21 protein-coding genes and 2 pseudogenes are annotated in these 22025 nt (G+C 65.7%); 9 read left to right on the top strand and 14 right to left on the bottom strand.

Annotated features, from left to right (window positions below; translation table 11 throughout):
• Position 1 precedes the first annotated feature (1 nt).
• From BFF94_RS18300 to BFF94_RS18335, 8 genes and pseudogenes are all read right to left on the bottom strand, one after another.
• Positions 2-250: an acyl carrier protein gene (locus BFF94_RS18300; RefSeq protein WP_128851130.1), complete on the bottom strand. Its 249-nt coding sequence runs from the start codon at positions 248-250 to the stop codon at positions 2-4.
• A complete protein-coding gene (locus BFF94_RS18305; RefSeq protein ID WP_128851133.1) occupies positions 247-552 on the bottom strand; it encodes a phosphopantetheine-binding protein in 306 nt (101 codons plus the stop codon). The genes BFF94_RS18300 and BFF94_RS18305 overlap by 4 nt, the downstream gene beginning before the upstream one ends.
• Positions 527-1321: a lysophospholipid acyltransferase family protein gene (locus BFF94_RS18310; RefSeq protein WP_128851136.1), complete on the bottom strand. Its 795-nt coding sequence runs from the start codon at positions 1319-1321 to the stop codon at positions 527-529. The genes BFF94_RS18305 and BFF94_RS18310 overlap by 26 nt, the downstream gene beginning before the upstream one ends.
• A complete protein-coding gene (locus BFF94_RS18315) occupies positions 1305-2000 on the bottom strand; it encodes a beta-ketoacyl synthase chain length factor (RefSeq protein ID WP_128851139.1) in 696 nt (231 codons plus the stop codon). The genes BFF94_RS18310 and BFF94_RS18315 overlap by 17 nt, the downstream gene beginning before the upstream one ends.
• 524 nt (positions 2001-2524) lie before the next feature.
• Positions 2525-3274: pseudogene (gene istB / locus BFF94_RS18320) on the bottom strand (IS21-like element helper ATPase IstB).
• A gap of 81 nt (positions 3275-3355) precedes the next feature.
• Positions 3356-3852: pseudogene (locus BFF94_RS18325) on the bottom strand (IS21 family transposase); the annotation flags it as partial.
• 221 nt (positions 3853-4073) lie between these two features.
• Positions 4074-5411 (bottom strand): ABC transporter ATP-binding protein, encoded by a 1338-nt coding sequence (locus BFF94_RS18330; RefSeq protein WP_219139623.1) that lies wholly within the window; start codon positions 5409-5411, stop codon positions 4074-4076.
• Positions 5412-5433: 22 nt separating this feature from the next.
• Positions 5434-7191: an ABC transporter permease gene (locus tag BFF94_RS18335; protein WP_128847903.1), complete on the bottom strand. Its 1758-nt coding sequence runs from the start codon at positions 7189-7191 to the stop codon at positions 5434-5436.
• Between the two features lie 506 nt (positions 7192-7697).
• Between BFF94_RS18335 and BFF94_RS18340 the strand changes: the two genes are divergently transcribed.
• Positions 7698-7964 (top strand): double-stranded DNA-specific endonuclease, encoded by a 267-nt coding sequence (locus tag BFF94_RS18340; protein WP_011545926.1) that lies wholly within the window; start codon positions 7698-7700, stop codon positions 7962-7964.
• A gap of 38 nt (positions 7965-8002) precedes the next feature.
• On the opposite strand, the gene BFF94_RS18345 is transcribed toward BFF94_RS18340, so the two are convergent.
• Positions 8003-9319 (bottom strand): ATP-binding protein, encoded by a 1317-nt coding sequence (locus BFF94_RS18345; protein WP_219139624.1) that lies wholly within the window; start codon positions 9317-9319, stop codon positions 8003-8005.
• Positions 9303-10028 (bottom strand): response regulator, encoded by a 726-nt coding sequence (locus BFF94_RS18350; protein ID WP_009693256.1) that lies wholly within the window; start codon positions 10026-10028, stop codon positions 9303-9305. The genes BFF94_RS18345 and BFF94_RS18350 overlap by 17 nt, the downstream gene beginning before the upstream one ends.
• A 223-nt stretch (positions 10029-10251) precedes the next feature.
• Here BFF94_RS18350 and BFF94_RS18355 point away from each other — a divergent pair, with 223 nt between their 5' ends.
• A complete protein-coding gene (locus BFF94_RS18355; RefSeq protein WP_128848951.1) occupies positions 10252-10803 on the top strand; it encodes a Spy/CpxP family protein refolding chaperone in 552 nt (183 codons plus the stop codon).
• Positions 10804-10872: 69 nt separating this feature from the next.
• Here the strand turns inward: BFF94_RS18355 and BFF94_RS18360 are convergent, their stop codons facing one another.
• A complete protein-coding gene (locus BFF94_RS18360) occupies positions 10873-11571 on the bottom strand; it encodes a pirin family protein (RefSeq protein ID WP_219139625.1) in 699 nt (232 codons plus the stop codon).
• 365 nt (positions 11572-11936) lie between these two features.
• On the opposite strand from BFF94_RS18360, the gene BFF94_RS18365 reads away from it, so the two are divergent.
• The 4 genes from BFF94_RS18365 to BFF94_RS18380 all read left to right on the top strand — a co-directional run bounded on the left by BFF94_RS18365 (position 11937) and on the right by BFF94_RS18380 (position 15146).
• The gene (locus BFF94_RS18365; RefSeq protein WP_128841855.1) at positions 11937-12719 is read left to right on the top strand and encodes an ABC transporter substrate-binding protein; all 783 of its coding nucleotides are present in this window, start codon (positions 11937-11939) and stop codon (positions 12717-12719) included.
• A 229-nt stretch (positions 12720-12948) separates the two neighbouring features.
• On the top strand, positions 12949-13638 hold the full coding sequence (locus BFF94_RS18370; RefSeq protein ID WP_128841856.1) for an ABC transporter permease: 690 nt from the start codon (positions 12949-12951) through the stop codon (positions 13636-13638).
• The gene (locus tag BFF94_RS18375; protein WP_128841857.1) at positions 13635-14348 is read left to right on the top strand and encodes an ABC transporter permease; all 714 of its coding nucleotides are present in this window, start codon (positions 13635-13637) and stop codon (positions 14346-14348) included. The genes BFF94_RS18370 and BFF94_RS18375 overlap by 4 nt, the downstream gene beginning before the upstream one ends.
• An 18-nt stretch (positions 14349-14366) precedes the next feature.
• Entirely contained in the window at positions 14367-15146 is a 780-nt protein-coding gene (locus BFF94_RS18380) for an ABC transporter ATP-binding protein (RefSeq protein ID WP_128841858.1), read from the top strand.
• A gap of 55 nt (positions 15147-15201) precedes the next feature.
• Here BFF94_RS18380 and BFF94_RS18385 read toward each other — a convergent pair whose 3' ends face one another.
• The gene (locus BFF94_RS18385; RefSeq protein WP_128841859.1) at positions 15202-15699 is read right to left on the bottom strand and encodes a GNAT family N-acetyltransferase; all 498 of its coding nucleotides are present in this window, start codon (positions 15697-15699) and stop codon (positions 15202-15204) included.
• A gap of 133 nt (positions 15700-15832) precedes the next feature.
• Here BFF94_RS18385 and BFF94_RS18390 point away from each other — a divergent pair, with 133 nt between their 5' ends.
• Together BFF94_RS18390 and BFF94_RS18395 are read left to right on the top strand one after the other, a co-directional pair.
• Positions 15833-16759, top strand: a complete 927-nt coding sequence (locus BFF94_RS18390; protein ID WP_128841860.1) for a LysR family transcriptional regulator — start codon at positions 15833-15835, stop codon at positions 16757-16759.
• Positions 16760-17343: 584 nt separating this feature from the next.
• Entirely contained in the window at positions 17344-18429 is a 1086-nt protein-coding gene (locus tag BFF94_RS18395; RefSeq protein WP_128841861.1) for a porin, read from the top strand.
• A 140-nt stretch (positions 18430-18569) separates the two neighbouring features.
• Here the strand turns inward: BFF94_RS18395 and BFF94_RS18400 are convergent, their stop codons facing one another.
• Both BFF94_RS18400 and BFF94_RS18405 read right to left on the bottom strand, forming a co-directional pair.
• Complete coding sequence (locus tag BFF94_RS18400; RefSeq protein ID WP_128841862.1) at positions 18570-18908, bottom strand: P-II family nitrogen regulator; 339 nt, start codon at positions 18906-18908, stop codon at positions 18570-18572.
• An 83-nt stretch (positions 18909-18991) separates the two neighbouring features.
• On the bottom strand, positions 18992-20698 hold the full coding sequence (locus BFF94_RS18405) for an NAD+ synthase (protein ID WP_219139626.1): 1707 nt from the start codon (positions 20696-20698) through the stop codon (positions 18992-18994).
• A gap of 109 nt (positions 20699-20807) precedes the next feature.
• Between BFF94_RS18405 and BFF94_RS18410 the strand changes: the two genes are divergently transcribed.
• Positions 20808-21986 (top strand): GNAT family N-acetyltransferase, encoded by a 1179-nt coding sequence (locus tag BFF94_RS18410; protein ID WP_128841863.1) that lies wholly within the window; start codon positions 20808-20810, stop codon positions 21984-21986.
• Positions 21987-22025 lie beyond the last annotated feature (39 nt).

Here is a 22025-nt window from a genome sequence, read left to right on the forward strand (position 1 = left end):
GTCACGCGCGCGCGAGCAACGCGTGAACCGCGGCAATGACGTCACCGACGGTCCGCACGGACTTGAATTCTTCGGGTTTGATGCGCTTGCCCGTCATTTCCTGAAGCTTGATGGCCAGATCGACCGCGTCGATGCTGTCCAGGTCGAGCTCTTCGAACAGGTGCGTGTCGGGTGTCACGCGCTCCGGCTCGATCGCGAAATTCTCGTGAAAAATGGCGCGGATGCGCTCCAGGATTTCTGCGTCGGTCACGAGTGACTCCCTTTTTCCAGCACGGCTTCGTGCGATGCCTGATGCGACTGCTGGTCGGCAATGAAGGCCGCCAGCGTGTTGATCGAACGGAAATGCGCTTTCGTGCGCTCGTCGTTCGCGGCGATCGTCAGTTGAAACTTCTTGCGCAGCATGATGCCGACTTCGAGCGCATCGACGGAATCGAGGCCGATCCCGTCGGTCGAGAACAGCGGCGCATCGTCGTCGATATCGTCGACCGTCATGTCGCTGAGATCGAGCATCTCGATCAGAAGCTGCTTAATTTGCAGTTTTAAAGTATCCATGCTGAAACAGGCTTTGAGTAATGTGCACTTCCACCTCGCGGGCAATGCTGCGAGCGGCAATCGATGGTGACGTCACGCCCGACGCCAGCCGGTTCAGGTCCATTGGCTCGAGCACGTCGATGCGCATGCGGAACGCACGAGGCGGCACGTGATACCAGCGCAGCGTCTTGGTGAATACCGGCGGATCGCAATGGATCAGCACCGGCTGGATCCGGCTGCGCGACTGCAGCGCCATATGCGCGAAGCCGCGCGAGAACGCATGCAGACGATTGCCACCCGGGCTGCGCGTCCCCTCCGGGAAGATGATCATCGTGTAGCCCGCCGCCAGTTGTCGCGCCCCGGCCTCGACGAGATTGACAGCATCGACATTGCTCACGTAGTCGGCTGCGCGGACGATGCCCCAGAAACAGGGGTTGCCCCAGTGGCCGCGTTTGACGACGCAGCAGGCCTTTGGCGTCAGCGACAGCAGCACCATGACGTCGAGCCAGGTCGGATGATTGGCGACAATGATTGCGGGGCCGTCCTTTGCAAGACGCTCGACGCCGCTCAGCTCAAGCTTCATCACGCCGATGCACTGCAGCAGCGCGACCTGCACGCGGAAGAAATGATGGATGACGAGCGTCACGCCACGCTGGCGCGAGCGCCGATGCGGCCATAGCCCGCCGACGACGATCGCCAGCACCGAGAACACCGATCCGCACAGCGCGAAAAACGCCAGGCTGGCGCCGGTCGCGAACAGGCGCCAGCCGTAGTCAAGCCGCGCGATCATGCCAGTTCCATCGCCAGAATGCGTGTTGACCACGCCACGACGCCGTTGTGCGCGCCGACAGGCAGCGCAGCACCGCCGCGCTTTGCGTACTGGTCGCATCGTCGGCAACGTGAGTGTCGCTCGCGCCGTCCACCGCCATTTCGCAGGTCAGATAGCCGGCCGGCTCATCGGCGCCAAGCAGTACGGCAAGTCCGACACTCTCCGGATCGTCATCGACATCGCCGTATACAGGATCGGCCGGCTCGTGCGCATAGACGAGCAACACCGGCGATGCCGGCGACGTTTCGTATTGGGAAAAAGCTTCGAGCAGCGCGTAGCCGAGGGTTTCATGCCCGGCCGCGATCGCGGTCGCGGCCGATCGGTCGCGCCTGGCGATCCCGAATATTCCCGTGACCGCATTGAGGACCGAGAGACTGAAGGCCGTCGGGGACACGGGTTCCGCAGCGCCGATGTCGGCGAGAATGCCGGTGGTACGCGCCAGTTCGCCATGACGCGACGCGAATACCATACGCACCGGATTTTCCGCTCCAGCACAGTCATAGGCAGCCTGAAGCGCGAGACGCGACAGCCGGCTCAAGCGGCGCCGCACCATCGGATCGAGGGCTTCGACGCCCGGCACCCCCGCAGTCGAAATCGACGTCCATCTGGCGATTGGCATGGTCCAATGCAAATCGGCCATTTTTGTTCTCGTTGAGGTTACTTCGCTGAGGATAATTTTTCTATTGTGCCGCTCACGGTGCGCAGTCACACCCCGCTCTCGCTGAGCATGCTCTCGTGCATGTCGGTCTCCACAGCTTGAGACATCGACTTACGGCCTCGCGAGCCATACACCCGATAAGGCGAGAAATCGCATCAGTAAGTACTGCGGAATCGAATAGCCGACCAACGCACCTTAGCGGTCATATTGCGTTTCGGCGAGACTGTAACAGGACAGTCGCACGAAATCAATGCTAAGACGCCGGAGCACGACGGCATTTAATACCATTTGTCAATTCCCACGAGACCATCGATCCGAGCCCCTCAAATAATCTGAAGTGCGGGGTGTTAGCAGTTGAAAAGGATCAGCCCATCTGCACATGGCAGTCACATGCTTGTTACCTCGAGATGTCAACCTAATCAGGCTGTAGTCCCGCTTGTTGGCGATCACCGAATCTCGACCCACGGCTTTTATCTCAATTTGCCCCCCGAGACAGCGTAGTACAGCTATTCCGATGTGGATAACTCGTCGCTGCCTGCTGCTTTCGCAGCTTTCTTTCTCGTCGTCCTTGCTTTTGCTGAACTGGTCTTGAAGCGCCAGGACGCGTTACCTGTTTCTACGATGTGGCAGTGATGGGTGACGCGATCCAGCAAGGCTGTCGTCATCTTTGCGTGCCCGAACACGTTCGCTCACTTGCCGAAGCTCAGGTTGGCGGTGATCGCCACGCTCGTATGTTCGTACAGCGTGGAGAGCAGGTGGAACAGCAATGCCCCGCCGGTCTGGCTGAACGGCAGTTAGCCCGGTTCGCCGAGGATCACCAGATCGACGGACATCAGCTTGTGCGCGATCTGCGCCTGCTTACCCGCCGCTTTTTCGAGCTTTAACACGTTGGTCAGCTCAACGGTCGAGAAGTACCGGACACGCTTGCCGTGACGCTGCACCGCTTCGATGCCGATCGCTGTCGCGAGAGGTGTCTTGCCGATCCCCGGCCCTCCGATGAACACAACGTTGTGCGCGCTTGCAAGGAACGACAGCTCATGGAGTTCACGAAGCAGCGCTTCGTGCACATGTGCCGGTGCAAAGTCGAAGCCTTTGAGATCGCGATGCGCCGGGAAGCGCGCAGCAGTCATCTGATGGGCGATCGAGCGAACCTGCCGCTCGACGGTCTCGGCGAGCAGCAACTGGTGCATGAATCGCTCTGGCTGGAATTCAGTGTGTCTCGATTGCGCAAGCAGTTCCGGCCAGCTGCTGGCCATGCCATGAAGTTGAGCCCTTCGAGTTCAGCGATGAGGTCGTTAGACACGGCGATCCTCCGGCAGGACAGGACGCGGGCTCTCGTAGGCGGCCAGCCAGCAGGCTCGGCTGGCGTTCAGCTTCACGTGAGCGACTTCGAGCCGTCGACGAAGGCCGCCGATGGAGGCGTACGCACAGCTCCAGTCGAACTGGAAGGCCTCGCCGGGCGCGAACGCGAGCGGCACGTACGCCTTGCGTCGGGGTGCTGCGGCCTGCCGCTCGTGCCAACGGCGAACGAAAGCGCTCACGCGGCCGTCGCTGCCGGCATAGCCCCGTGCCCGGATTGCCTCGAACATGAACTGCGCGGTGCGCCGTTCGCGCTTCGGGCGGTGGCTGTCGGCCTTGAGCCAGCCCGGGAGCTCATCGGCCCAGTCGTCGATGACGCTGGGGCTCGTGGGCTTCGGATACTTCGGCTCGGTCGCCCCGGTCTGGCGCAGCCACGTGCGCACCGTGTTTCGGGATAGGCCCGTGTGCCGCGCAATCTGGCGCAGCGGGACCTTCTCGCGGAAATACTCCGTCTGATCTTGGCCAGCATATCCACCGTGATCACGCCTGTATCCCCTGCTCAAGGGTTGAGCAAGGCATTCAATCACGCGGGTCAAAATTCGATGAAAACTACAGGCCCAGGTGGGTCAGTTCGGGGTGAACGTCAACAGGTATCCAAGTCAATATGGAAGTCCGCACGCAAACCAGCAACCCATTGTTTTATATGAATTTTCAGCAGAGAAGGAATACCGATTCATACAAATCCAACTCAAGACTTCAGGACTCGACGTCCTCGAGGCTGAAAATCTCGGTCTGGTCGTTGTACGAGAAGATCTCGCCGTAACGGCCCCAGTCGATCACCGCGTCGAGCGTTTCCTCGGCTGCGCCGTCCGACAGGAAATCCTCCAGCTCCTGCTCGAAGCGCACGCGCGGCGCGCGATGGCCCGGGCGCTCATTCAGCACCTTCTTGATCCGCGCGGCGAGCGGCACGTGCTTCAGCAGGTGATCCGCGAACATCAGCTTGCGCTCCTGCGTGCCGAATTCCGCGAACACGCGCCCCGGCGGCGTCAGGAACACGTCGCCTTCCCGCACGTCCGCGAAACCGAGGTACTGCAGCACTTCGGCGATCGGGAACAGGTCGTCGACCTCGAGGTGCAGCGTGCGCGCGATTTCCGGCATGTCGGCACGGCCGTGGTACGGCGCCATCGCGAGTGTTTCGATCAGGCCGGCCATCAGGTTGGTCGACACCTGCGGCAGCCAGCTGCCGGGCTCCAGCCCCTTCTTCGTCGCTTCGTTGATCTGGCGCGCGGTCATCTTCGCGTAGATGTCGTCGACGAGCTTGCGAAACGCCGGGTCGAGCCGGTTGCGCGGATGCTTGAACGGCACCTTGATCTCGGCGATCACGCGGCCCGGGTTCGACGACAGCACGAGGATCCGGTCGCACATGAACACGGCTTCCTCGATGTTGTGCGTGACGATCAGCACCGACTTGATCGGCATCCGGCCTTGCGTCCACAGGTCGAGCAGGTCGGTACGCAGCGTCTCGGCGGTCAGCACGTCGAGCGCCGAGAACGGCTCGTCCATCAACAGGATCGTCGGATCCACGACGAGCGCGCGCGCAAAGCCCACACGCTGGCGCATGCCGCCCGACAGCTCGCGCGGGTACGCGTTCTCGAAGCCGTCGAGGCCGATCAGGTCGATCGCGGCCAGCGCACGCTCGCGCCGCTCGCGCGCGCCGACGCCGAGCGCTTCGAGCCCGGCTTCCACGTTCTGCAGCACGGTGAGCCACGGGAACAGCGCGAAGGTCTGGAACACCATCGCGACGCCTTCGGCCGGGCCGCTCAGCGGCTTGCCGAGGTAGGTCACTTCACCGCCGGTCGGCTCGATCAGGCCGGCGATGATCCGCAGCAGCGTCGACTTGCCCGAGCCCGAGCGGCCGAGCAGCCCGACGATCTCGCCTTCGCGCAGCGACAGGTTCGCATCGTCGAGCACGAGCAGTTCGCCCTGCGTCTTGTTGAAGCCGCGGCAGACGTGATCGACGCGCAGGATTTCCTCACCGAGGCGCGGCGGCTGGGACGTCTGGACGGGGGCGTTTACAGCATTCGGATTGTGCATCGCGTTTCGCTCTCAATCGGTCTCAGTCGAGCCGCAGCTTCGCTTCGGCGAAGGCATACAGCGGGCGCCACAGCAGGCGGTTGAACAGGGTGACGAACAGGGACATCACGGCGATGCCCAGGATGATCTTCGGGAAGTCGCCCGCGGCGGTGGTCTGCGCGATATAGGCGCCGAGGCCGTGCGCCTCGATCTTGGTGTTGCCCCACTGCACGGCTTCCGACACGATGCTCGCGTTCCACGCGCCGCCCGACGCGGTGATCGCGCCGGTCACGTAGTACGGGAAGATGCCGGGCAGGATCGCCTGCCGCCACCACTGCCAGCCCCGGATGCGGAAGTTCGTCGCCGCTTCGCGATAGTCGTTCGGGTAGGACGTTGCACCGGCGATCACGTTGAACAGGATATACCACTGCGTGCCGAGCACGATCAGCGGCGACAGCCAGATGTCGGGGTTCAGGTGGAAGCGCGCGATCACGATCACGAACACCGGGAACAGCAGGTTGGCCGGGAACGCGGCGAGGAACTGCGCGAGCGGCTGCAGCTTCTCGGCCAGCCTCGGTCGCAGCCCGACCCACACGCCGATCGGCACCCAGATCACCGATGCGATCGCGATCAGCACGACCACGCGCAGCAGCGTGATGAGCCCGAGCACGAGCACGTGGCCGACCTCGGCCATCGTCACGCCGGTCGACACGAAGCTGACGACGCGCCAGACGATATAGGCCGTGCCGATCAGCACGAGACCCGCCCATGTGATGTCGACGGTGCGCGACGCCTTCTTCTCGACGCGCGGCAGCGTGAAGCGCATCGCGCCCGACAGCGGCAGGCGCAGCGGAATCCGCGCGGCCTTGGCGAAAAACCAGCCGGCCGGCACAAGCAACTGATGGATCAGGCGCGTGCGGCGCACGAGGTCGAGCAGCCACGATTGCGGCGCATCGCCCGACGCGGTGTTCTCCATCCGGAACTTGTCGGCCCACGCGATAAGCGGGCGGAACAGGAACTGGTCGTACGCGAGGATCACGACCGTCATCGTGACGATCACCCAGCCGATCGCGCCGAAGTTCTTGTCCGAGATCGCCTGCGCGAGATACGCGCCGATGCCCGGCAGCGTGATCGTCTGGTTGCCGACGGTGATCGCCTCCGACGCGACGACGAAGAACCAGCCGCCCGACATCGACATCATCATGTTCCAGATCAGGCCCGGCATCGAGAACGGCACCTCGAGCTTCCAGAAGCGCTGCCAGGACGTCAGGTGGAAACTCCGCGACACTTCGTCGAGATCGCGCGGCACCGTGCGCAGCGACTGGTAGAAGCTGAACGTCATGTTCCACGCCTGGCTCGTGAAGATCGCGAAGATCGCCGCGAGCTCGGCGCCGAGTACGCGGCTCGGGAACAGCGCGAGGAAGAACGTGACCGTGAACGAGATAAAGCCGAGCACCGGCACCGACTGCAGGATGTCGAGGATCGGGATCAGCACCATGCCCGCGCGGCGGCTCTTTGCCGCGAACGTGCCGTAGACGAGCGTAAACGCGAGCGACGCGACCATCGCGGCAAGCATCCGCAGCGTGGTGCGCAACGCGTATTCGGGCAGGTTCGACGGATCGAGCGAGATCTTCTGCGCCTGCAGGGTCCCGATCGGCGCCATCGTTTCATGGAAGCCGACGACCGCCATCGCGATCAGGCAGATGATCAGCGGAAATGCGATGAAATCCCACCGGTTCGGCAGAACGCGCCATGCGGACGCGTTGGCGGTCCGGTTCGGATTGAAGAATCCGACGTCCATCAGGCGCCCTCCCCGGTAAGGCCGAACGAAGCCGGCAGTCGATGTTGATTCATGGCAAAGCGCACGGGCGCGGTAATTCGATTGACTGACGATTTCGCGCAGGCGCGATGCGCCGTGCGTGCAAGCTGCTGCGGCCCAGGTCCAGTCGGCCCGCGACGGCACGACACTACACCAACCTGTATTTCAGGTACAACCGTACGGGGCCGGTGCGCCGGCGGTGCACGGATCGTGCCCGACGCGCGGGACGGTGGATGTGGGTCCGGAGCATGCCGGCCGCAGTCCTTCGGCCGGCATGCAGGCCCGAATTATGCCGTGATCCGGCCCGGCCGGGAACCCGCCGGCCGCACGCGAACGCAAACCGTGTCGGACGTCAGCAGACGGATACGATGAAGCGGGTATGATCGGGGCTTGCCCCAAGGGTCTGTTTCGGCCGTTCTCGTGGCAACGCGTGCACGTTCCATACTGTAAACAGAGCCTGGGATCGACCGACGACCGGGAGGAAGGGAATGGCAGGAAACTTGGTGATCGTCTGCCGCGATCAGGATGCCGACGCGTTTTACGAACTGATGCAGGAGTATGGATCGTTCCAGACGCGGCTGTCGTCGACGGCGTGGTACCTGAACATGAACGTCGTGCCGGAATCGCTGCAGGAGGAAATCCTGGAGCGCCTCGGCCGGTACACGACCGTCTATATCTTCGAGGCCACCACCGTGACCTACAACACGATCGACAGCAACGCGGCCGAGACGCTCGGCACGCTGTTCGGCGAATGATGCCGCGCGGCGCCTGACCGGGCAGGCGCCGCAGCCGCTCACGCGGCCTGTGCGTGGGGTTCGTCCTTCGGCACGACCTCGAACGGGAAGGTCATTGCGACACGCAGGCCGCCTTCGGGGCGGTTGCCGATGTCGCACGTCCCGCCCAGCCTGAGCACGAGCCGCTCGACGATCGCGAGCCCGAGCCCGCTGTGGCCGTTCCCGCCGCGCGCGGGGTCGAGCCGCACGAACGGCCGCGTGGCTGCCGCGAGGTCGCGCGGCGCGATCCCGCCGCCGCTGTCGCTGACCGACAGCACATAGCCGGTCGGCGTGCGCACCGTCTCGACGAGCACCGGCGGCGCGCCGTACGCATGCGCGTTGTCCAGCAGGTTCGACAGGATCCGGTCGAGCGTCGCCGTCGGCAGCCGGAAGCCCGGATCGGCATCAAGCCGGGTCTGGACCGGCGGCGCGTTCGGCGCGACCGCGCGATAGCTGCGTGCGATCCGCTCGCACGCCTGGTCGACCGGCACCGGCTCGCTGCGATCGGCCCCGCCGTGCGCAAACACCAGAAACTGGTCGACGATGTGCGACATCGAGTCGACATCGCGCACGACGCCGTCGCGCAAGCGCACGTCGTCCATCATTTCCGCGCGCAGGCGCATCCGCGCAAGCGGCGTGCGCAGGTCGTGCGCGACGCCTGCCAGCATCACCGCGCGATCGCTTTCGGTCTGCGACACCTGTTCCACCATCTGGTTGAAGCCGTGCGTGAGCTGGCGCAGCTCGCGCGGGCCGCGCTCGCGCAGCGGCGGCACCGGCTGCCCGCGGCCGAAACGCGCGACCGCGCGCGCAAGCGAACGCAGCGGCTGCTGCAGCTGCCAGGCCGCGAACAGCGCGGCGATCACGCCGGCCGAGAAGATCGTGCCGAGCCACAGCAGCATCCGGTCGAGCGAGCGCGGTGGCCGCAGCGGCTGCACGGGCACCACGATCCAGTTGCGGTCGGCCGGCTCCTTCACCCACAGCACGGGCGGATGGCCGGGCGCGCCGATCTCGACGCGCGTGCCGGGCGGCATCCGCTCGCTCACGTCGTCGCGGAACCGCTTGAGCGGCGCCGGCAGGCTCGACAGGTCGCCCTTCGGCACGTCGGCGCTGTCCGGTGTTACAAGCCGCACACGCGACGGCAAAGGCTGGTCGGGCGTACGCTCGACGTGCTGGCGCACCGCATCGACCAGGAACGCGGCCTCCTCGACCGCGTAGCGCGTCTGCATCTGGTTGCGCTCGAGCCGCATCGCGAAAAACCACGCGAAGTGCGACAGGAGCAGGACACCGACCACGAGCAGCGCAAGCCGCCCGAACAGTGAATCAATGGGTTTGCGCATGAGCCTCGCCGTCGGGCACGAACACGTAGCCGCGTCCGCGCACCGTCTGGATGAAGCGCGGCGTCGACGGATCCGTTTCGAGGATGCGGCGCAGGCGCCACACCTGGACGTCGATGCCGCGGTCGGTGCCGTCGTACTCGGGCCCGTGCAGCAGCTCGAGCAGCCGCTCGCGCGTGAGCGTGCGCAGCGCATGGTTCACGAAGATCTTCAGCAGCGCGAATTCGCTGCTCGACAGCGTGGCCGGCTTGCCGTCGACCGACAGCGTGCGCGCCTGGAAGTCGAGCACGAAGCGGCCGAACGCGAACGGCTCGCGCTGCTCGGGCGCCGCCGCCGACGGCGTCGCGCGGCGGCGGCGCAGCACGGCCTGCACGCGCGCGAGCAACTCGCGCGGGTTGAACGGCTTGCCGAGGTAGTCGTCCGCGCCGAGCTCGAGCCCGACGATGCGATCGACGTCGTCCGCACGCGCGGTCAGCATGATCACGGGGATGTCGTCGCCGGCCGCGCGCAACTGGCGCAGCGCGGTGAGACCGTCCACACCCGGCATCATCAGGTCCAGCACGATCAGGTCGGGACGCTCGCGCTCGAGCCGCTTCTCGAGCGTGGCCGCGTCGTGCAGCACGGATACTTCCATCCCCTGGCGCACGAGATAGTCGCGCAGCAGGTCTCGGAGTTCTTGGTCGTCGTCGACGATGAGGATCTGGGTAGTCATGGCTCGAAGTTTACCGCGCGAAGGCGGAGTCGAAGAACGAAACAAAGGGGCGAAAGGGTTACTGCGGGTTACCGCGCAAGGGAACTGTAATGCGCGGTAATCGGGCCGCCACCCCACGTAACACCGGCCGGGGCCTGCATCGCTAACCTGCGTCTTACCGGATGCGGTACACGGCATTCCCGAACTGCATCGCCGGACCCTTTGGATACAAGGAGTTTCTGAAATGTATAAGAAGACTACCCGTGTGGCCATTGCGGCTGCCACCGTGCTCGCTCTCGCCTTCGGCACCGCACAGGCCGCGCAGCCCAACGACATGCCGCCGCCGGGCGGCCCCGGCGCCCACCAGATGCACGGCGAGCACGACGGCGGCCCGTTCGGCGCGATCCTGAAGCTGCACGACCAGCTGAAGCTCAGTGCGGCGCAGGAACAGCAATGGCAGACGGCCATCAACACGATGAAGCAGAACCGTGATGCGATGCGCAAGAGCCACGAGCAGATGCGCGAGCAGTTCAAGGCGCAGCAGAACCAGCCGATCCTCGACCTGAGCGCGATGCACACCGCGCGCCAGCAGGCCGAGCAGCAGAACGCGCAACTGCGCGAGCAGACCTCCACCGCGTGGCTCGCGTTCTACAACGGGCTGAACGACCAGCAGAAGACCACGGTCAGCACGGCGCTCAAGCAGCAGTTCGCGAAGATGGAGCAGCGCCACGAGAAGATGAAGGAGCGCTGGGAGCAGCATCGCGCGGCCAAGGCCGCGTCGGCGCCGGCGCAGTAAGCCGGCGGGCCGCTCCCCGGAGCGGTATCGAAGGGGACGCGGGCACCGGCCCGCGTCCCCTTTTTCGTTTCAGGCGACGTCGAACAGCAGCACCTCGGCGGCACGGCCGCGCGCGAACGCCACCGCGTCCACGCCGCCGATCCGCGCGCCGTCGCCCGCGGCCAGCGCGCGGCCGTTGACCTCGACGTCGCCGCGCACCACGTGCACGTAGGTGCTGCGCCCGGCCGGCACGTCGAACGCCGCCGCCTCGTCGCCGTCGATCAGCCCCGCGAAAATGCGTGCATCCGCACGCATCGACAGCGCGCCGTCACCGCCGTCGGGCGACGCGACGAGCCGCAGCCGGCCGCGCTTCTCGTCGTCGGCAAAGCGCCGCTCGTCGTAGCCGGGCCGCCCGCCCCGCTCGACCGGCTGCAGCCAGATCTGCAGCAGATGCAGCGGCCGGTCGCGCGACGCGTTGGTTTCGCTGTGCACGAGCCCCGTGCCGGCGCTCATCCGCTGGATACCGCCGGCCCGGACGATCGCGCCGTTGCCGAGGCTGTCGCGGTGCGCGAGCGCGCCGTCCAGCACATAGGTGACGATCTCCACATCGCGGCGCGGCTGCATCCCGAAACCGCGCGTCGGCGCGATCAGGTCCTCGCTCAGCATGCGCAGCGCGCCGACCGGCGGATGCGCGTTCCCGGCGCGGCCGGCGAGCGGAAAGCTGTGACTCGATTCGAGCCAGCCGTGGCGCGTGTGGCAGCGGTCTTCGGCGCGGCGGATCTGGAACATGGGGCGGGAACTCCGGGAGGCGGATTCTCTTTTCGGGTTTACCTCCACTGTAGGGGGGCGCCGATCGCGCCACAATCCGCCGCCCGTGCACCGCATCGTTGCACCCGCATATCCAATTGTCGCAATACTCGTTTCGAATATCGCGATTGCCGCAACAGCCGAATCGAAGAATCCGTCGATCGAACCGCATTGCCGTTTTCCGGGTATCGCGTTCGGGTAAAATACCGCCCTTTTGGCGTTCGCCCTTCCGGCGGCCGCCATCGCCAGAGCGCCGATCGGCGAATTTTGGCCGTCTAGAATACGCCGCGGCGCCCGGTCCGACCGGCCGCGAGCGCCCCCGGAAAGTCAGCAACAGAAGGATCGAAATGAAGAAGGCCGCCCTGTGCGCCGCCCTCGCCCTCGTGGCGGGCAGCGCCTTCGCGAAGGAGTGGAAGACCGTGCGGATCGGCGTCGATGCCAGCTACCCGCCGTTCGAGTCGACCGCACCGAGCGGCGAGATCGTCGGTTTCGACGTCGATCTCACCAAGGAAATCTGCAAGCGGATCAACGTGAAATGCGTGTGGGTGGCGCAGGATCTCGACGGGATCATCCCGGCGCTGAAGGCGAAGAAGTACGACGTCATCGTGTCGTCGCTGACCGTCACGGACAAGCGCCGCGAGCAGATCGACTTCTCCGACAAGGTATACGACGCCCCCGCGCGGATGATCGCGAAGACCGGCTCGCCGCTGCTGCCGACGGTCGCGTCGCTGAAGGGCAAGCGCGTCGGCGTCGAGCAGGGCTCGACGCAGGAAACCTACGCAAAGGCGTACTGGGAACCGCAGGGCGTGACGATCATTCCTTACCAGAACCAGGACCAGGTCTATACCGATCTCGGCTCGGGCCGTCTCGACGCGACGCTGCAGGACGAGCTGCAGGCCGACTATGGCTTCCTGCGCACGCCGCGCGGCAAGGGCTTCGCGTTCGCAGGGCCGGAAGTGAAGGATCCGAAGACGATCGGCGACGGCACCGCGATCGGCCTGCGCAAGGACGATACGGACCTGAAGCTCAAGATCAACAACGCGCTGGCCGACATGCACAAGGACGGCACGTACGACCGGCTGTCGCACAAGTACTTCTCGTTCAGCGTCTATTCGGCTTCGGCCCGCTGAACGCCGACAGGAAGAAGCAGCGGATGCGGGGGCAGCCCCGCATCCGGGCAGTACAGGCAGTCAACCACACGCCGCCCGCCCCCTTGCCCGCCGCTCGCGCGACGGGCTGGCCCGGCACCGTTGCCGGGGCGGACGGTCATGATACGCACGGGGCGTTCCGCGCAGCTTGGCGGGCGCGTCTTTCGCGGCGCACCGCGTGCGCCCTCAGGGACCACACCAGGGACCACATATGTTTCTACAAGGTTACGGCCCGCTGATCCTCGCAGGCACCTGGCAAACCGTCAAACTGGCGGTGCTTTCGCTTGCGCTGTCGTTCCTGCTGGGGCTGCTCGGCGCGGGCGCGAAGCTGTCGCGCAACCGCGTGACGCACGGCGCCGGCACCGTCTACACGACGCTGATCCGCGGCGTGCCCGACCTCGTGCTGATGCTGCTGCTGTTCTACAGCCTGCAGATCTGGCTGAACATGGCGACCGACGCGCTCGGCTGGGACCAGATCGACATCGACCCGTTCCTCGCCGGCGTGCTCGTGCTCGGCTTCATCTACGGCGCGTACTTCACCGAGACGTTCCGCGGCGCGTTCCTGTCGGTGCCGCGCGGCCAGCTCGAGGCCGGCAGCGCGTACGGGATGACGAACTGGCAGGTGTTCACGCGGATCATGTTCCCGCAGATGATGCGCTTCGCGCTGCCGGGCATCGGCAACAACTGGCAGGTGCTCGTGAAGTCGACCGCGCTCGTGTCGATCATCGGCCTGGCCGACGTCGTGAAGGCATCGCAGGACGCCGGCAAGGGCACGCTGCGGTTCTTCTTCTTCACGCTGATCGCGGGAGCGGTCTATCTCGCGATCACGACGATCTCGAACTTCGTGCTGATGTGGCTCGAGAAGCGCTACTCGACCGGTGTCCGCAAGGCTGACCTATGATCGAACTCATCCAAGAATACTGGCGCAACTATCTCTACACCGACGGCTACCGCATCACCGGTGTCGCGATCACGCTGTGGCTGCTCGTCGTGTCGATCGGCCTCGGCTTCTGCCTGTCGGTGCCGCTCGCCGTGGCACGCGTGTCGAAGAAGAAGTGGCTGTCGAGCGCCGTGTGGCTCTATACGTATGTGTTCCGCGGCACGCCGCTCTATGTGCAGCTGCTGCTCTGCTACACGGGCCTCTACAGCCTGCAGGCCGTGCGCGGCACGCCGATGCTCGACGCGTTCTTCCGCGACGGGATGCACTGCACGCTGCTCGCGTTCACGCTGAACACCTGCGCATACACCACCGAAATCTTCGCGGGCGCGATCAAGGCGACGTCGTACGGCGAGATCGAAGCCGCGCGCGCGTACGGGATGTCCAGGTTCACGATGTATCGCCGCGTGATCCTGCCGTCGGCGCTGCGCCGCGCGCTGCCGCTGTACAGCAACGAAGTGATCCTGATGCTGCACGCGACGACGGTGGCGTTCACCGCGACCGTGCCGGACATCCTGAAGATCGCCCGCGACGTGAACTCGGCGACCTACATGTCGTTCCATGCGTTCGGCATCGCCGCCCTGCTCTACCTCGTGATCTCGTTCACGCTCGTGTGGCTGTTCCGCCAGGCCGAGCGCCGCTGGCTCGCGTATCTGCGCCCGCAAGGCAAGTAAGTTTTCGCAGGACTATTGATGAATTCCCAGACTCAAAAGCTTTTCGTCGACGATCTGCACAAGCGGTACGGCGACAACGAGGTGCTCAAGGGCGTGTCGCTGAAGGCGAACTCGGGCGACGTGATCAGCGTGATCGGCTCGTCCGGCTCCGGCAAGAGCACGATGCTGCGTTGTATCAACTTCCTCGAGCAGCCGAATGCAGGCCGCATCGTCGTCGACGGCGAGGAAGTCCGCACGACGCCCGACAAGGCGGGCGCGCTGCGCGCGGCCGATGCGAAACAGCTTCAGCGCGTGCGCACCAAGCTTTCGATGGTGTTCCAGCACTTCAACCTCTGGTCGCACATGAACGTGATCGAGAACGTGATGGAAGCGCCCGTGAACGTGCTCGGCATCCCGAAGAAGGAAGCCGAGGATCGCGCGCGCGCGTATCTCGAGAAAGTCGGCCTCGCACCGCGCGTGGAAAAGCAGTATCCGTCGCACCTGTCCGGCGGCCAGCAGCAGCGCGTGGCGATTGCGCGCGCGCTCGCGATGCATCCGGACGTGATGCTGTTCGACGAGCCGACGTCGGCGCTCGACCCGGAACTGGTCGGCGAGGTGCTGAAGGTGATGCAGAAGCTCGCCGAGGAAGGCCGCACGATGATCGTCGTCACGCACGAGATGGGCTTCGCGCGCAACGTGTCGAACCACGTGATGTTCCTGCACCAGGGGCGCGTCGAGGAAGAAGGCGTGCCGGCCGAGGTGTTTGCCAACCCGAAGAGCGAGCGCCTGCGCGGGTTCCTGTCGGGCAGCCTCAAGTAACGCACGACGCACGAACGGGCGCCCCGCGGTTCGCCGCGCGGCGCCCGTTTTGCGTTTACGCGGCGCTCACCGGCGCACTGTCGGCGAACGCGCGCAGTGCGTCGCCGGCGAGCCGGTAACGCACCCATTCGCTCTGCGGCGCGGCGCCGACGCTCTCGTAGAAGCGGATCGCCGGCTCGTTCCAGTCGAGCACGCTCCATTCGAAACGCCCGCAGCCCGACTCGACCGCGATCCGCGCGAGCGCCTTCAGCAGCCGCAGCCCGGCCCCGGCGCCGCGAAAGCGCGGCGACACGTACAGATCCTCGAGATACAGCCCCTGCCGGGCGAGCCACGTCGAATACGAGAAGAAATACACGGCGAAGCCGGCCGGCTCGCCGTCGACCTCGCACATCAGCGCGCGCGCCGGCGATCCCTCGCCGAACAGGCTGCGCTCGAGCGACGCGGGCGTCGCGACCACCTCGTGCTCCGCTTTCTCGTAGACGGCCAGCTCGGTAATGAAACGCAGGATCAGCGGCACGTCGGCGACGGTGGCGGAACGGATGTCGATTTGCACGGGTTGAGCCCTCCTCCGGCCCGGACTTGAAACGGAACGCAGCGCCGCGCAACCATGCCGGCGCCAATCAGACCGTCATGCTACGTTCACGCCATGCCTGCAGGAAGTGCAGTTTCTTCATCCGGACCTGAACATGATGCATCCTGACTTGCGCCGCCTCGACCTCAACCTGCTGCTCGTATTCGATGCGCTGTACCGCCACCGGTCGGTTGCGGCCGCCGCGCACGAACTCGCATTGAGCCCGTCCGCACTGAGCCACGCGCTCGCGCGGCTGCGCGACGCGATCGGCGACGCACTGTTCGTGCGCCTCGGCAACGAGATGCAGCCGACCGTGCGCGCCGACGACATCGCCACCTGGGCCGGCGACGCGCTCGACGCAATGTCGAAGGGGCTCGCCCGCGCGCGCCGCTTCGATCCCGCGCAAAGCGATCGCACGTTCGTGTTCGCCGCGACCGACTACACGGCCTTCGCAGTGCTGCCGGCGTTCCTTGCGCGCATCCAGCACGTCGCGCCGCGGCTGCGGATCCGCGTCGTCCATTCCGACCGGAAGATTTCCGTCGACGAACTCGCGGCCGGCCGCATCGATTTCGCGCTCGGCTACCACGAGGAATCGGCGGCCGACGCATCGGGCATCGAGGATTTCGACTGGCTCTCCGACGACTACGTCGTGATCGCGAGCGCCTCGCATCCGGACATCCGCCGGCGGCTGACGCTCGACCAGTACCTGGCGGCCCGGCATGTGGTCGTCACGCCGTGGAACGAATCGCGCGGCGTCGTCGACTACGTGCTCGACCGGCTCGGCCTCGCGCGGCAAGTCGCCGTGCAGTTGCCGACCGTGCTGGCCGCGCCGTTCGTGATCGCGGAATCGGCCTTGCTGATGACCGTGCCGAACCGCGCCGCGCAGGCGTTGCGGCACGCGGCGCCGATCCGCATCTTCCCGGCGCCGTTCGAGATTCCGCGCTACACCGTGAAGGTCTACTCGCACGCGAAGCATGCGCGCACCGATGCGCACCGCTGGCTTCGCGCGCAGTTGCTCGACGCACGGCCGGGCCCGGGCTGAACTCAACGCGCCGTGGCCGCACGCCATGCGCGACGGGCGCGACGGGCGCGACGGGCGCGACGGGCGCGACGGGCGTTTCCGGCATCGGCCGGCAGCCGCCAATTCATTACGAAATACTTACCAATTTCTCGTCTTTCACGCCTACGCCCGCGCCCCGACAACGTCAATAGTGGCAATCCTTGACCCATGTTCGCGGAATGCGTGTCTCCCTTGCGGGACAAGGGTTTTCCGTTAATTGCAAACCCTTGGCGCACCTGTTGCGCACTGTGTTGCATGGCAAATTGGCGACAGGTGTTAGTCAAACAACGATTTCCATCGCCACAAAATTGTATTTTTGCTAAATTAGTAACCAAAGTAGCAAAACGAAGTTCGTGAAATGTAGTTTAGCTTCACGACACAACAAGGAGACCCCGCAGGCCGACCCGGCTGCGCGGGACCGCTCAACGGTTTTTCCGTCCGCTTGCCCGCGTGCTGCGCTTACCGGCCCTGCACGAGGTCTCCCTGGTTATCCCGCTTTTGCCCGGCGCTCGCGCTCCGGGCATCTCGTGCAGTCTGGGTTGACTTTTTGACAGGGTATGGAGGAGATGATGAAGAAAGCTTTGGTCGCGGCCGCGCTGATGGCTGCTGGGGTGGTGACGGCGCACGCGCAGAGCAGCGTCACGCTGTATGGCCGCCTGGATGCAGGCCTTGAGTACCTGAACGGCCTGCAAAACGGCCACCAAGTGCGCGCGGAAAGCGGCGACTGGGGCACGAGCCTGTGGGGCTTGAAGGGCAGCGAGGACATCGGCGGCGGCAACAAGGTCCTGTTCCACCTCGAAGGCGCGTTCAACACGATGACGGGCGGGCTCGGCACGAGCGGCTCGATCTGGGATCGTTTCGCGACGGTCGGCATCTCGAACGACAACTACGGTACGCTGCTGTTGGGTCGCGAGCTCGCGATCGCCAACGGCGTGTGGGACTTCGACCCGTTCGGCCAGTCGGCCTGGTCGACCGCATCGCTGGTGCGCGGCCGCAACTGGAACAAGACCAGCAACAACGTTTCGTACCAGTCGCCGCAGTTCTACGGCCTCGACTTCTACGGCCAGTTCTCGTTCTCGAACTCGACCAGCTTCAACGGCAACACGACGGCCGGCCAACCGGGTCGCGCAATGGGCGGTCAGGTCACCTATACGAACTCGCTGTTCCAGTTGCGCGGCATCTACGACGAAACGCGCGACAGCAGCGGCCGCTTCTCGGACGTGTTCAACTACTCGCGTGAATACTTCGCGGGCGTGAACGTGTTCCTGGGCCAGTTCAAGGTGCAGGCGGCCTACCAGGCATCGCGCGCGGACGGCAGCGGCGGCCCGGCAGTGAACGCCGGCATCACCGGCACCCAGCAGGTCTGGGGCGGCGTGACGTGGCAAGCGACGCCGGCAGCGGCGCTGATCGCGGCCGCTTATCACGTGAACGCGAACCACGGCGGCGGCAACGCGAACATCTACACGGTCGGCGGCTCGTACAACATCTCGAAGCGCACGCTGTTCGATCTGCAGGTCGCAACGGTGCGCAACAGCAAGAACGCGAACTTCGGCCTGAACGCGAACGGCGCAGGTACGGCCGTGTCGACGGGCAACCCGAACCCGGGCGGCAGCCAGACCGGCGTCTACGCCGGCATCCAGCACCTGTTCTGATCAGGCGCCGTCCAAAGAACGATTCGACAACACTTTCCACGCTGCTGCGAGAGGCGCGTATCGGTGCGGTACCCAACCGGGTATCGCACCGTTTTTTATTGGCGGGCCGGCTTCGCGCGGCCTTCAGCCGAATGCGGTGCTCAGACGGCCGCTTCGTTCTCTTCGCCGGTGCGGATGCGAATCACGCGCTCGACGTCCGACACGAAGATCTTGCCGTCGCCGATCTTGCCGGTGCGCGCCGCGCCGATCACCGCGTCGATCACCTGGTCGACCTGCGTTTCCGCGACGACCACCTCGATCTTCATCTTCGGCAGGAAGTCGACGACATATTCGGCGCCGCGATACAGCTCGGTATGGCCCTTCTGGCGGCCGAAACCCTTCACTTCCGTCACGGTCAGGCCCGTGAGACCCACCTCGGCGAGCGCTTCGCGGACTTCGTCCAGCTTGAACGGCTTGATGATGGCGGTGATGCGTTTCATGGTGGTTGTCCCCCAATGCTCGTTTGGATGAAAAATCGCGATCCCGATTGTAAGCCTGCGAGCCGCATACGGCCCAGCGCGGCTCAATCGAGAGGCTCGGTAAAACGCGACGTGATCGGGTAGCGCCAGTCGCGCCCGAATGCGCGATGCGTGACGCGGATGCCGATCGGCGCCTGACGGCGCTTGTATTCATTGATCTTGATGAGCCGCGTCACGCGTTCGACGTCGGCCTGCGCATGGCCGGCCGCGACGATTTCGGCGAGCGGCCGGTCTTCTTCCATGTACATCCTCATGATCGCGTCGAGTACGTCGTACGGCGGCAGGCTGTCCTGGTCGGTCTGGTTCTCGCGCAGCTCGGCCGACGGCGCGCGCGTCAGAATCCGTTCGGGAATCACCTCGCGCAGCGCGTAGTCGGCCGTCTCGTTGCGATAGCGGCAGAGCCGGTAGACCAGCGTTTTCGCGATGTCCTTGATCACCGCGAAGCCGCCCGCCATGTCGCCATACAGCGTGCAGTAGCCGACCGCCATCTCGCTCTTGTTGCCGGTCGTCAGCACGATCGAGCCGAACTTGTTCGACAGCGCCATCAGCAGCGTGCCGCGGATGCGCGCCTGGATATTCTCTTCCGTTGCGTCTTCCGCACGGCCCGCGAACTCGCCCGCGAGCGATGCGCGGAATGCATCGAACATCGGCGCGATCGCGATCTCGTCGTAGCGCACGCCGACGCGCCGCGCCATCTCCGCCGCGTCGGAGGTCGAGATGTCGGCCGTGAAGCGCGACGGCATCATCACCGCGCGCACGCGCCCGGGCCCGAGCGCATCGCACGCGACTGCCAGCACCAGCGCCGAATCGACGCCGCCCGACAACCCGACGAGCACGCCGGGAAAACCGTTCTTGCCGATGTAGTCGCGCACGCCGGTCACGAGCGCGCGATACACCTGCGCGTCCGTCGACAGCTCGGGCGCGATCGCGCCGGGCAGCGGCCGCGCGCCGTCGAATTCGACGATCGCGTGCCCTTCGTCGAACTGCGGCATCTTCGCGACGAGCGCGCCCTGCGCGTCGAGCACGAACGAGCCGCCGTCGAACACGAGCTCGTCCTGGCCGCCGACGAGGTTCACGTACACCATCGGCAGCCCGGTCTCGCGGATCCGCGCGCGCAGGATGTCGATGCGCACCGCTTCCTTGTTCAGGTGGTACGGCGAGCCGTTCGGGATCAGCAGCACCTGCGCGCCGGCCGCCTTCGCGATCTGCGCAGCCGATGCATGCCACGCGTCCTCGCAGATGATCACACCGTATTTCACGCCGTTCAGCTCGAACACGAGCGGCTCGGCGTCCGTCGCGAAATAGCGCTTCTCGTCGAACACCTCGGCGTTGGGCAGGTCCTGCTTGCGGTAGGTGCCGACGATCTCGCCGCCGACGATCAGCGACACCGCGTTGAAGGTGTCGGTGGGCGGCACGCCGCGCTCGATCGGGCGGTTTGCATTACCATCGACGGCTGGCGCGCGCGGATCTTCGCTCACGCTGCGCAACGGATGGCCGACCAGCACCGCGAGCCCGTCGAACGCCTTCAGCGCATCGGCCAGCGCGCGGAGTGCCGCGGCGGCGGCCGCGTAGAACGCGGGCCGCAGCAGCAGGTCTTCCGGCGGATAGCCGGACAGCGCGAGTTCGGGTGCGATCATCAGTTGCGCACCATCGTTGTGCGCGGCATGCGCGGCCGCGACGATCCGCGCGACATTGCCGGCGAAATCGCCAACGGTGACGTTGATCTGGGCGAGAGCGAGTCGGGTCTTCATGGCGGGATTGGCGCAGCCCGGCGGCGCGCCCTGAACGGCTGACGAAATCGTCCCCGGTGCGGGCCACGGCGGCACGCATCCGGCGACATCCAACGGTACGGATTCACGCTTGAAACACGAACGCATCGATTATCGCACGGGCATCCTGTCGTCCCCCGCCGAGGTGCCGGCCGACGAATGGAACGCGCTGCTCGCGCGCGACGCGCAGCCGACGCCGTTCCTGCGCCACGAATTCCTCGACGCGCTGCACGTCGCGCGCTGCGCGGTCGACGATACCGGCTGGTCGCCGCACTTCGTCACGCTGACCGACCCGCGCACGGGCCGTCTCGCGGCTGCCGCACCCGTCTACGCGAAGCAGCATTCGTACGGCGAATACGTGTTCGACTGGGCGTGGGCCGACGCGTACCAGCGCAACGACCTGCCCTACTATCCGAAGCTGCTGTGCGCGGTGCCGTTCACGCCCGTGCAGGGCACGCGCCTGCTCGCGGCCGACGACGACGCGCGCCGCCGGCTCGCGGCCACGCTGCTCGCATTCGCCGAGCAGAGCGACGTGTCGTCGCTGCACGTGCTGTTCCCGACCGGCGACGAAGCGGGGCTCCTCGAGTCGATGGGAATGATGCTGCGCGAAGGCGTGCAGTTCCACTGGATCAACGACGGCTTCCGCCACTTCGACGATTTCCTCGCCACGCTCGAGCAGAAGAAGCGCAAGAACATCCGCGCGGAGCGACGCAAGGTGCACGACGCGGGCGTGACATTCCGGCGGCTCACCGGCGACCGGATCACCGACGCCGACTGGCGCTTCTTCTCGCGCTGCTACCGGCAGACCTACCGCGAGCACTATTCGAGCCCGTACCTGAACCTCGACTTCTTCCGCACGATCGGCGCGACGATGCCCGAGAACCTGCTGCTCGTGATCGCGGAAGCCGACGGCCGGCCGATCGCGAGCGCGCTCGCCGTGTACCGGCGCGGCGAGCACGGCGGCGGCACGCTGTACGGCCGCTACTGGGGTGCGATCGAGCACGTGCCCTGCCTGCATTTCGAAACGGCGTACTACCAGTTGCTCGAATTCTGCATCGAGGCCGGGCTCGATACGTTCGAAGGCGGCGCGCAGGGCGAACACAAGCTCGCGCGCGGCTTCCTGCCGACCGTCACGCACTCCGCGCACTGGCTCGCGCACCCGGCGTTTTCCGATGCGGTCGCGCGCTTTCTCGAACGCGAGACCGAGCATATCCACGCGTACGTCGACGAGCTGCGCGAACACGATCCGTTCCGGCGCGGCACCGAGTAGCGTCGGCACGCATGCCGGCACGCGGCGGGACCCGGCCCG

The sequence above is a fragment of the Burkholderia catarinensis genome (genome assembly GCF_001883705.2).
In the GTDB taxonomy this organism is placed as follows: Bacteria; Pseudomonadota; Gammaproteobacteria; order Burkholderiales; family Burkholderiaceae; genus Burkholderia; species Burkholderia catarinensis.

What these genes read in the sequence shown, in the direction of transcription:
- BFF94_RS18305 (WP_128851133.1), bottom strand. Translation starts at nt 552, where the DNA reads ATGGATACTTTAAAACTGCAAATTAAGCAGCTTCTGATCGAGATGCTC.
- BFF94_RS18310 (WP_128851136.1), bottom strand. Translation starts at nt 1,321, where the DNA reads ATGATCGCGCGGCTTGACTACGGCTGGCGCCTGTTCGCGACCGGCGCC.
- BFF94_RS18315 (WP_128851139.1), bottom strand. Translation starts at nt 2,000, where the DNA reads ATGGCCGATTTGCATTGGACCATGCCAATCGCCAGATGGACGTCGATT.
- BFF94_RS18330 (WP_219139623.1), bottom strand. Translation starts at nt 5,411, where the DNA reads ATGCACAATCCGAATGCTGTAAACGCCCCCGTCCAGACGTCCCAGCCG.
- BFF94_RS18335 (WP_128847903.1), bottom strand. Translation starts at nt 7,191, where the DNA reads ATGGACGTCGGATTCTTCAATCCGAACCGGACCGCCAACGCGTCCGCA.
- BFF94_RS18340 (WP_011545926.1), top strand. Translation starts at nt 7,698, where the DNA reads ATGGCAGGAAACTTGGTGATCGTCTGCCGCGATCAGGATGCCGACGCG.
- BFF94_RS18345 (WP_219139624.1), bottom strand. Translation starts at nt 9,319, where the DNA reads ATGCGCAAACCCATTGATTCACTGTTCGGGCGGCTTGCGCTGCTCGTG.
- BFF94_RS18350 (WP_009693256.1), bottom strand. Translation starts at nt 10,028, where the DNA reads ATGACTACCCAGATCCTCATCGTCGACGACGACCAAGAACTCCGAGAC.
- BFF94_RS18355 (WP_128848951.1), top strand. Translation starts at nt 10,252, where the DNA reads ATGTATAAGAAGACTACCCGTGTGGCCATTGCGGCTGCCACCGTGCTC.
- BFF94_RS18360 (WP_219139625.1), bottom strand. Translation starts at nt 11,571, where the DNA reads ATGTTCCAGATCCGCCGCGCCGAAGACCGCTGCCACACGCGCCACGGC.
- BFF94_RS18365 (WP_128841855.1), top strand. Translation starts at nt 11,937, where the DNA reads ATGAAGAAGGCCGCCCTGTGCGCCGCCCTCGCCCTCGTGGCGGGCAGC.
- BFF94_RS18370 (WP_128841856.1), top strand. Translation starts at nt 12,949, where the DNA reads ATGTTTCTACAAGGTTACGGCCCGCTGATCCTCGCAGGCACCTGGCAA.
- BFF94_RS18375 (WP_128841857.1), top strand. Translation starts at nt 13,635, where the DNA reads ATGATCGAACTCATCCAAGAATACTGGCGCAACTATCTCTACACCGAC.
- BFF94_RS18380 (WP_128841858.1), top strand. Translation starts at nt 14,367, where the DNA reads ATGAATTCCCAGACTCAAAAGCTTTTCGTCGACGATCTGCACAAGCGG.
- BFF94_RS18390 (WP_128841860.1), top strand. Translation starts at nt 15,833, where the DNA reads ATGATGCATCCTGACTTGCGCCGCCTCGACCTCAACCTGCTGCTCGTA.
- BFF94_RS18395 (WP_128841861.1), top strand. Translation starts at nt 17,344, where the DNA reads ATGATGAAGAAAGCTTTGGTCGCGGCCGCGCTGATGGCTGCTGGGGTG.
- BFF94_RS18400 (WP_128841862.1), bottom strand. Translation starts at nt 18,908, where the DNA reads ATGAAACGCATCACCGCCATCATCAAGCCGTTCAAGCTGGACGAAGTC.
- BFF94_RS18405 (WP_219139626.1), bottom strand. Translation starts at nt 20,698, where the DNA reads ATGAAGACCCGACTCGCTCTCGCCCAGATCAACGTCACCGTTGGCGAT.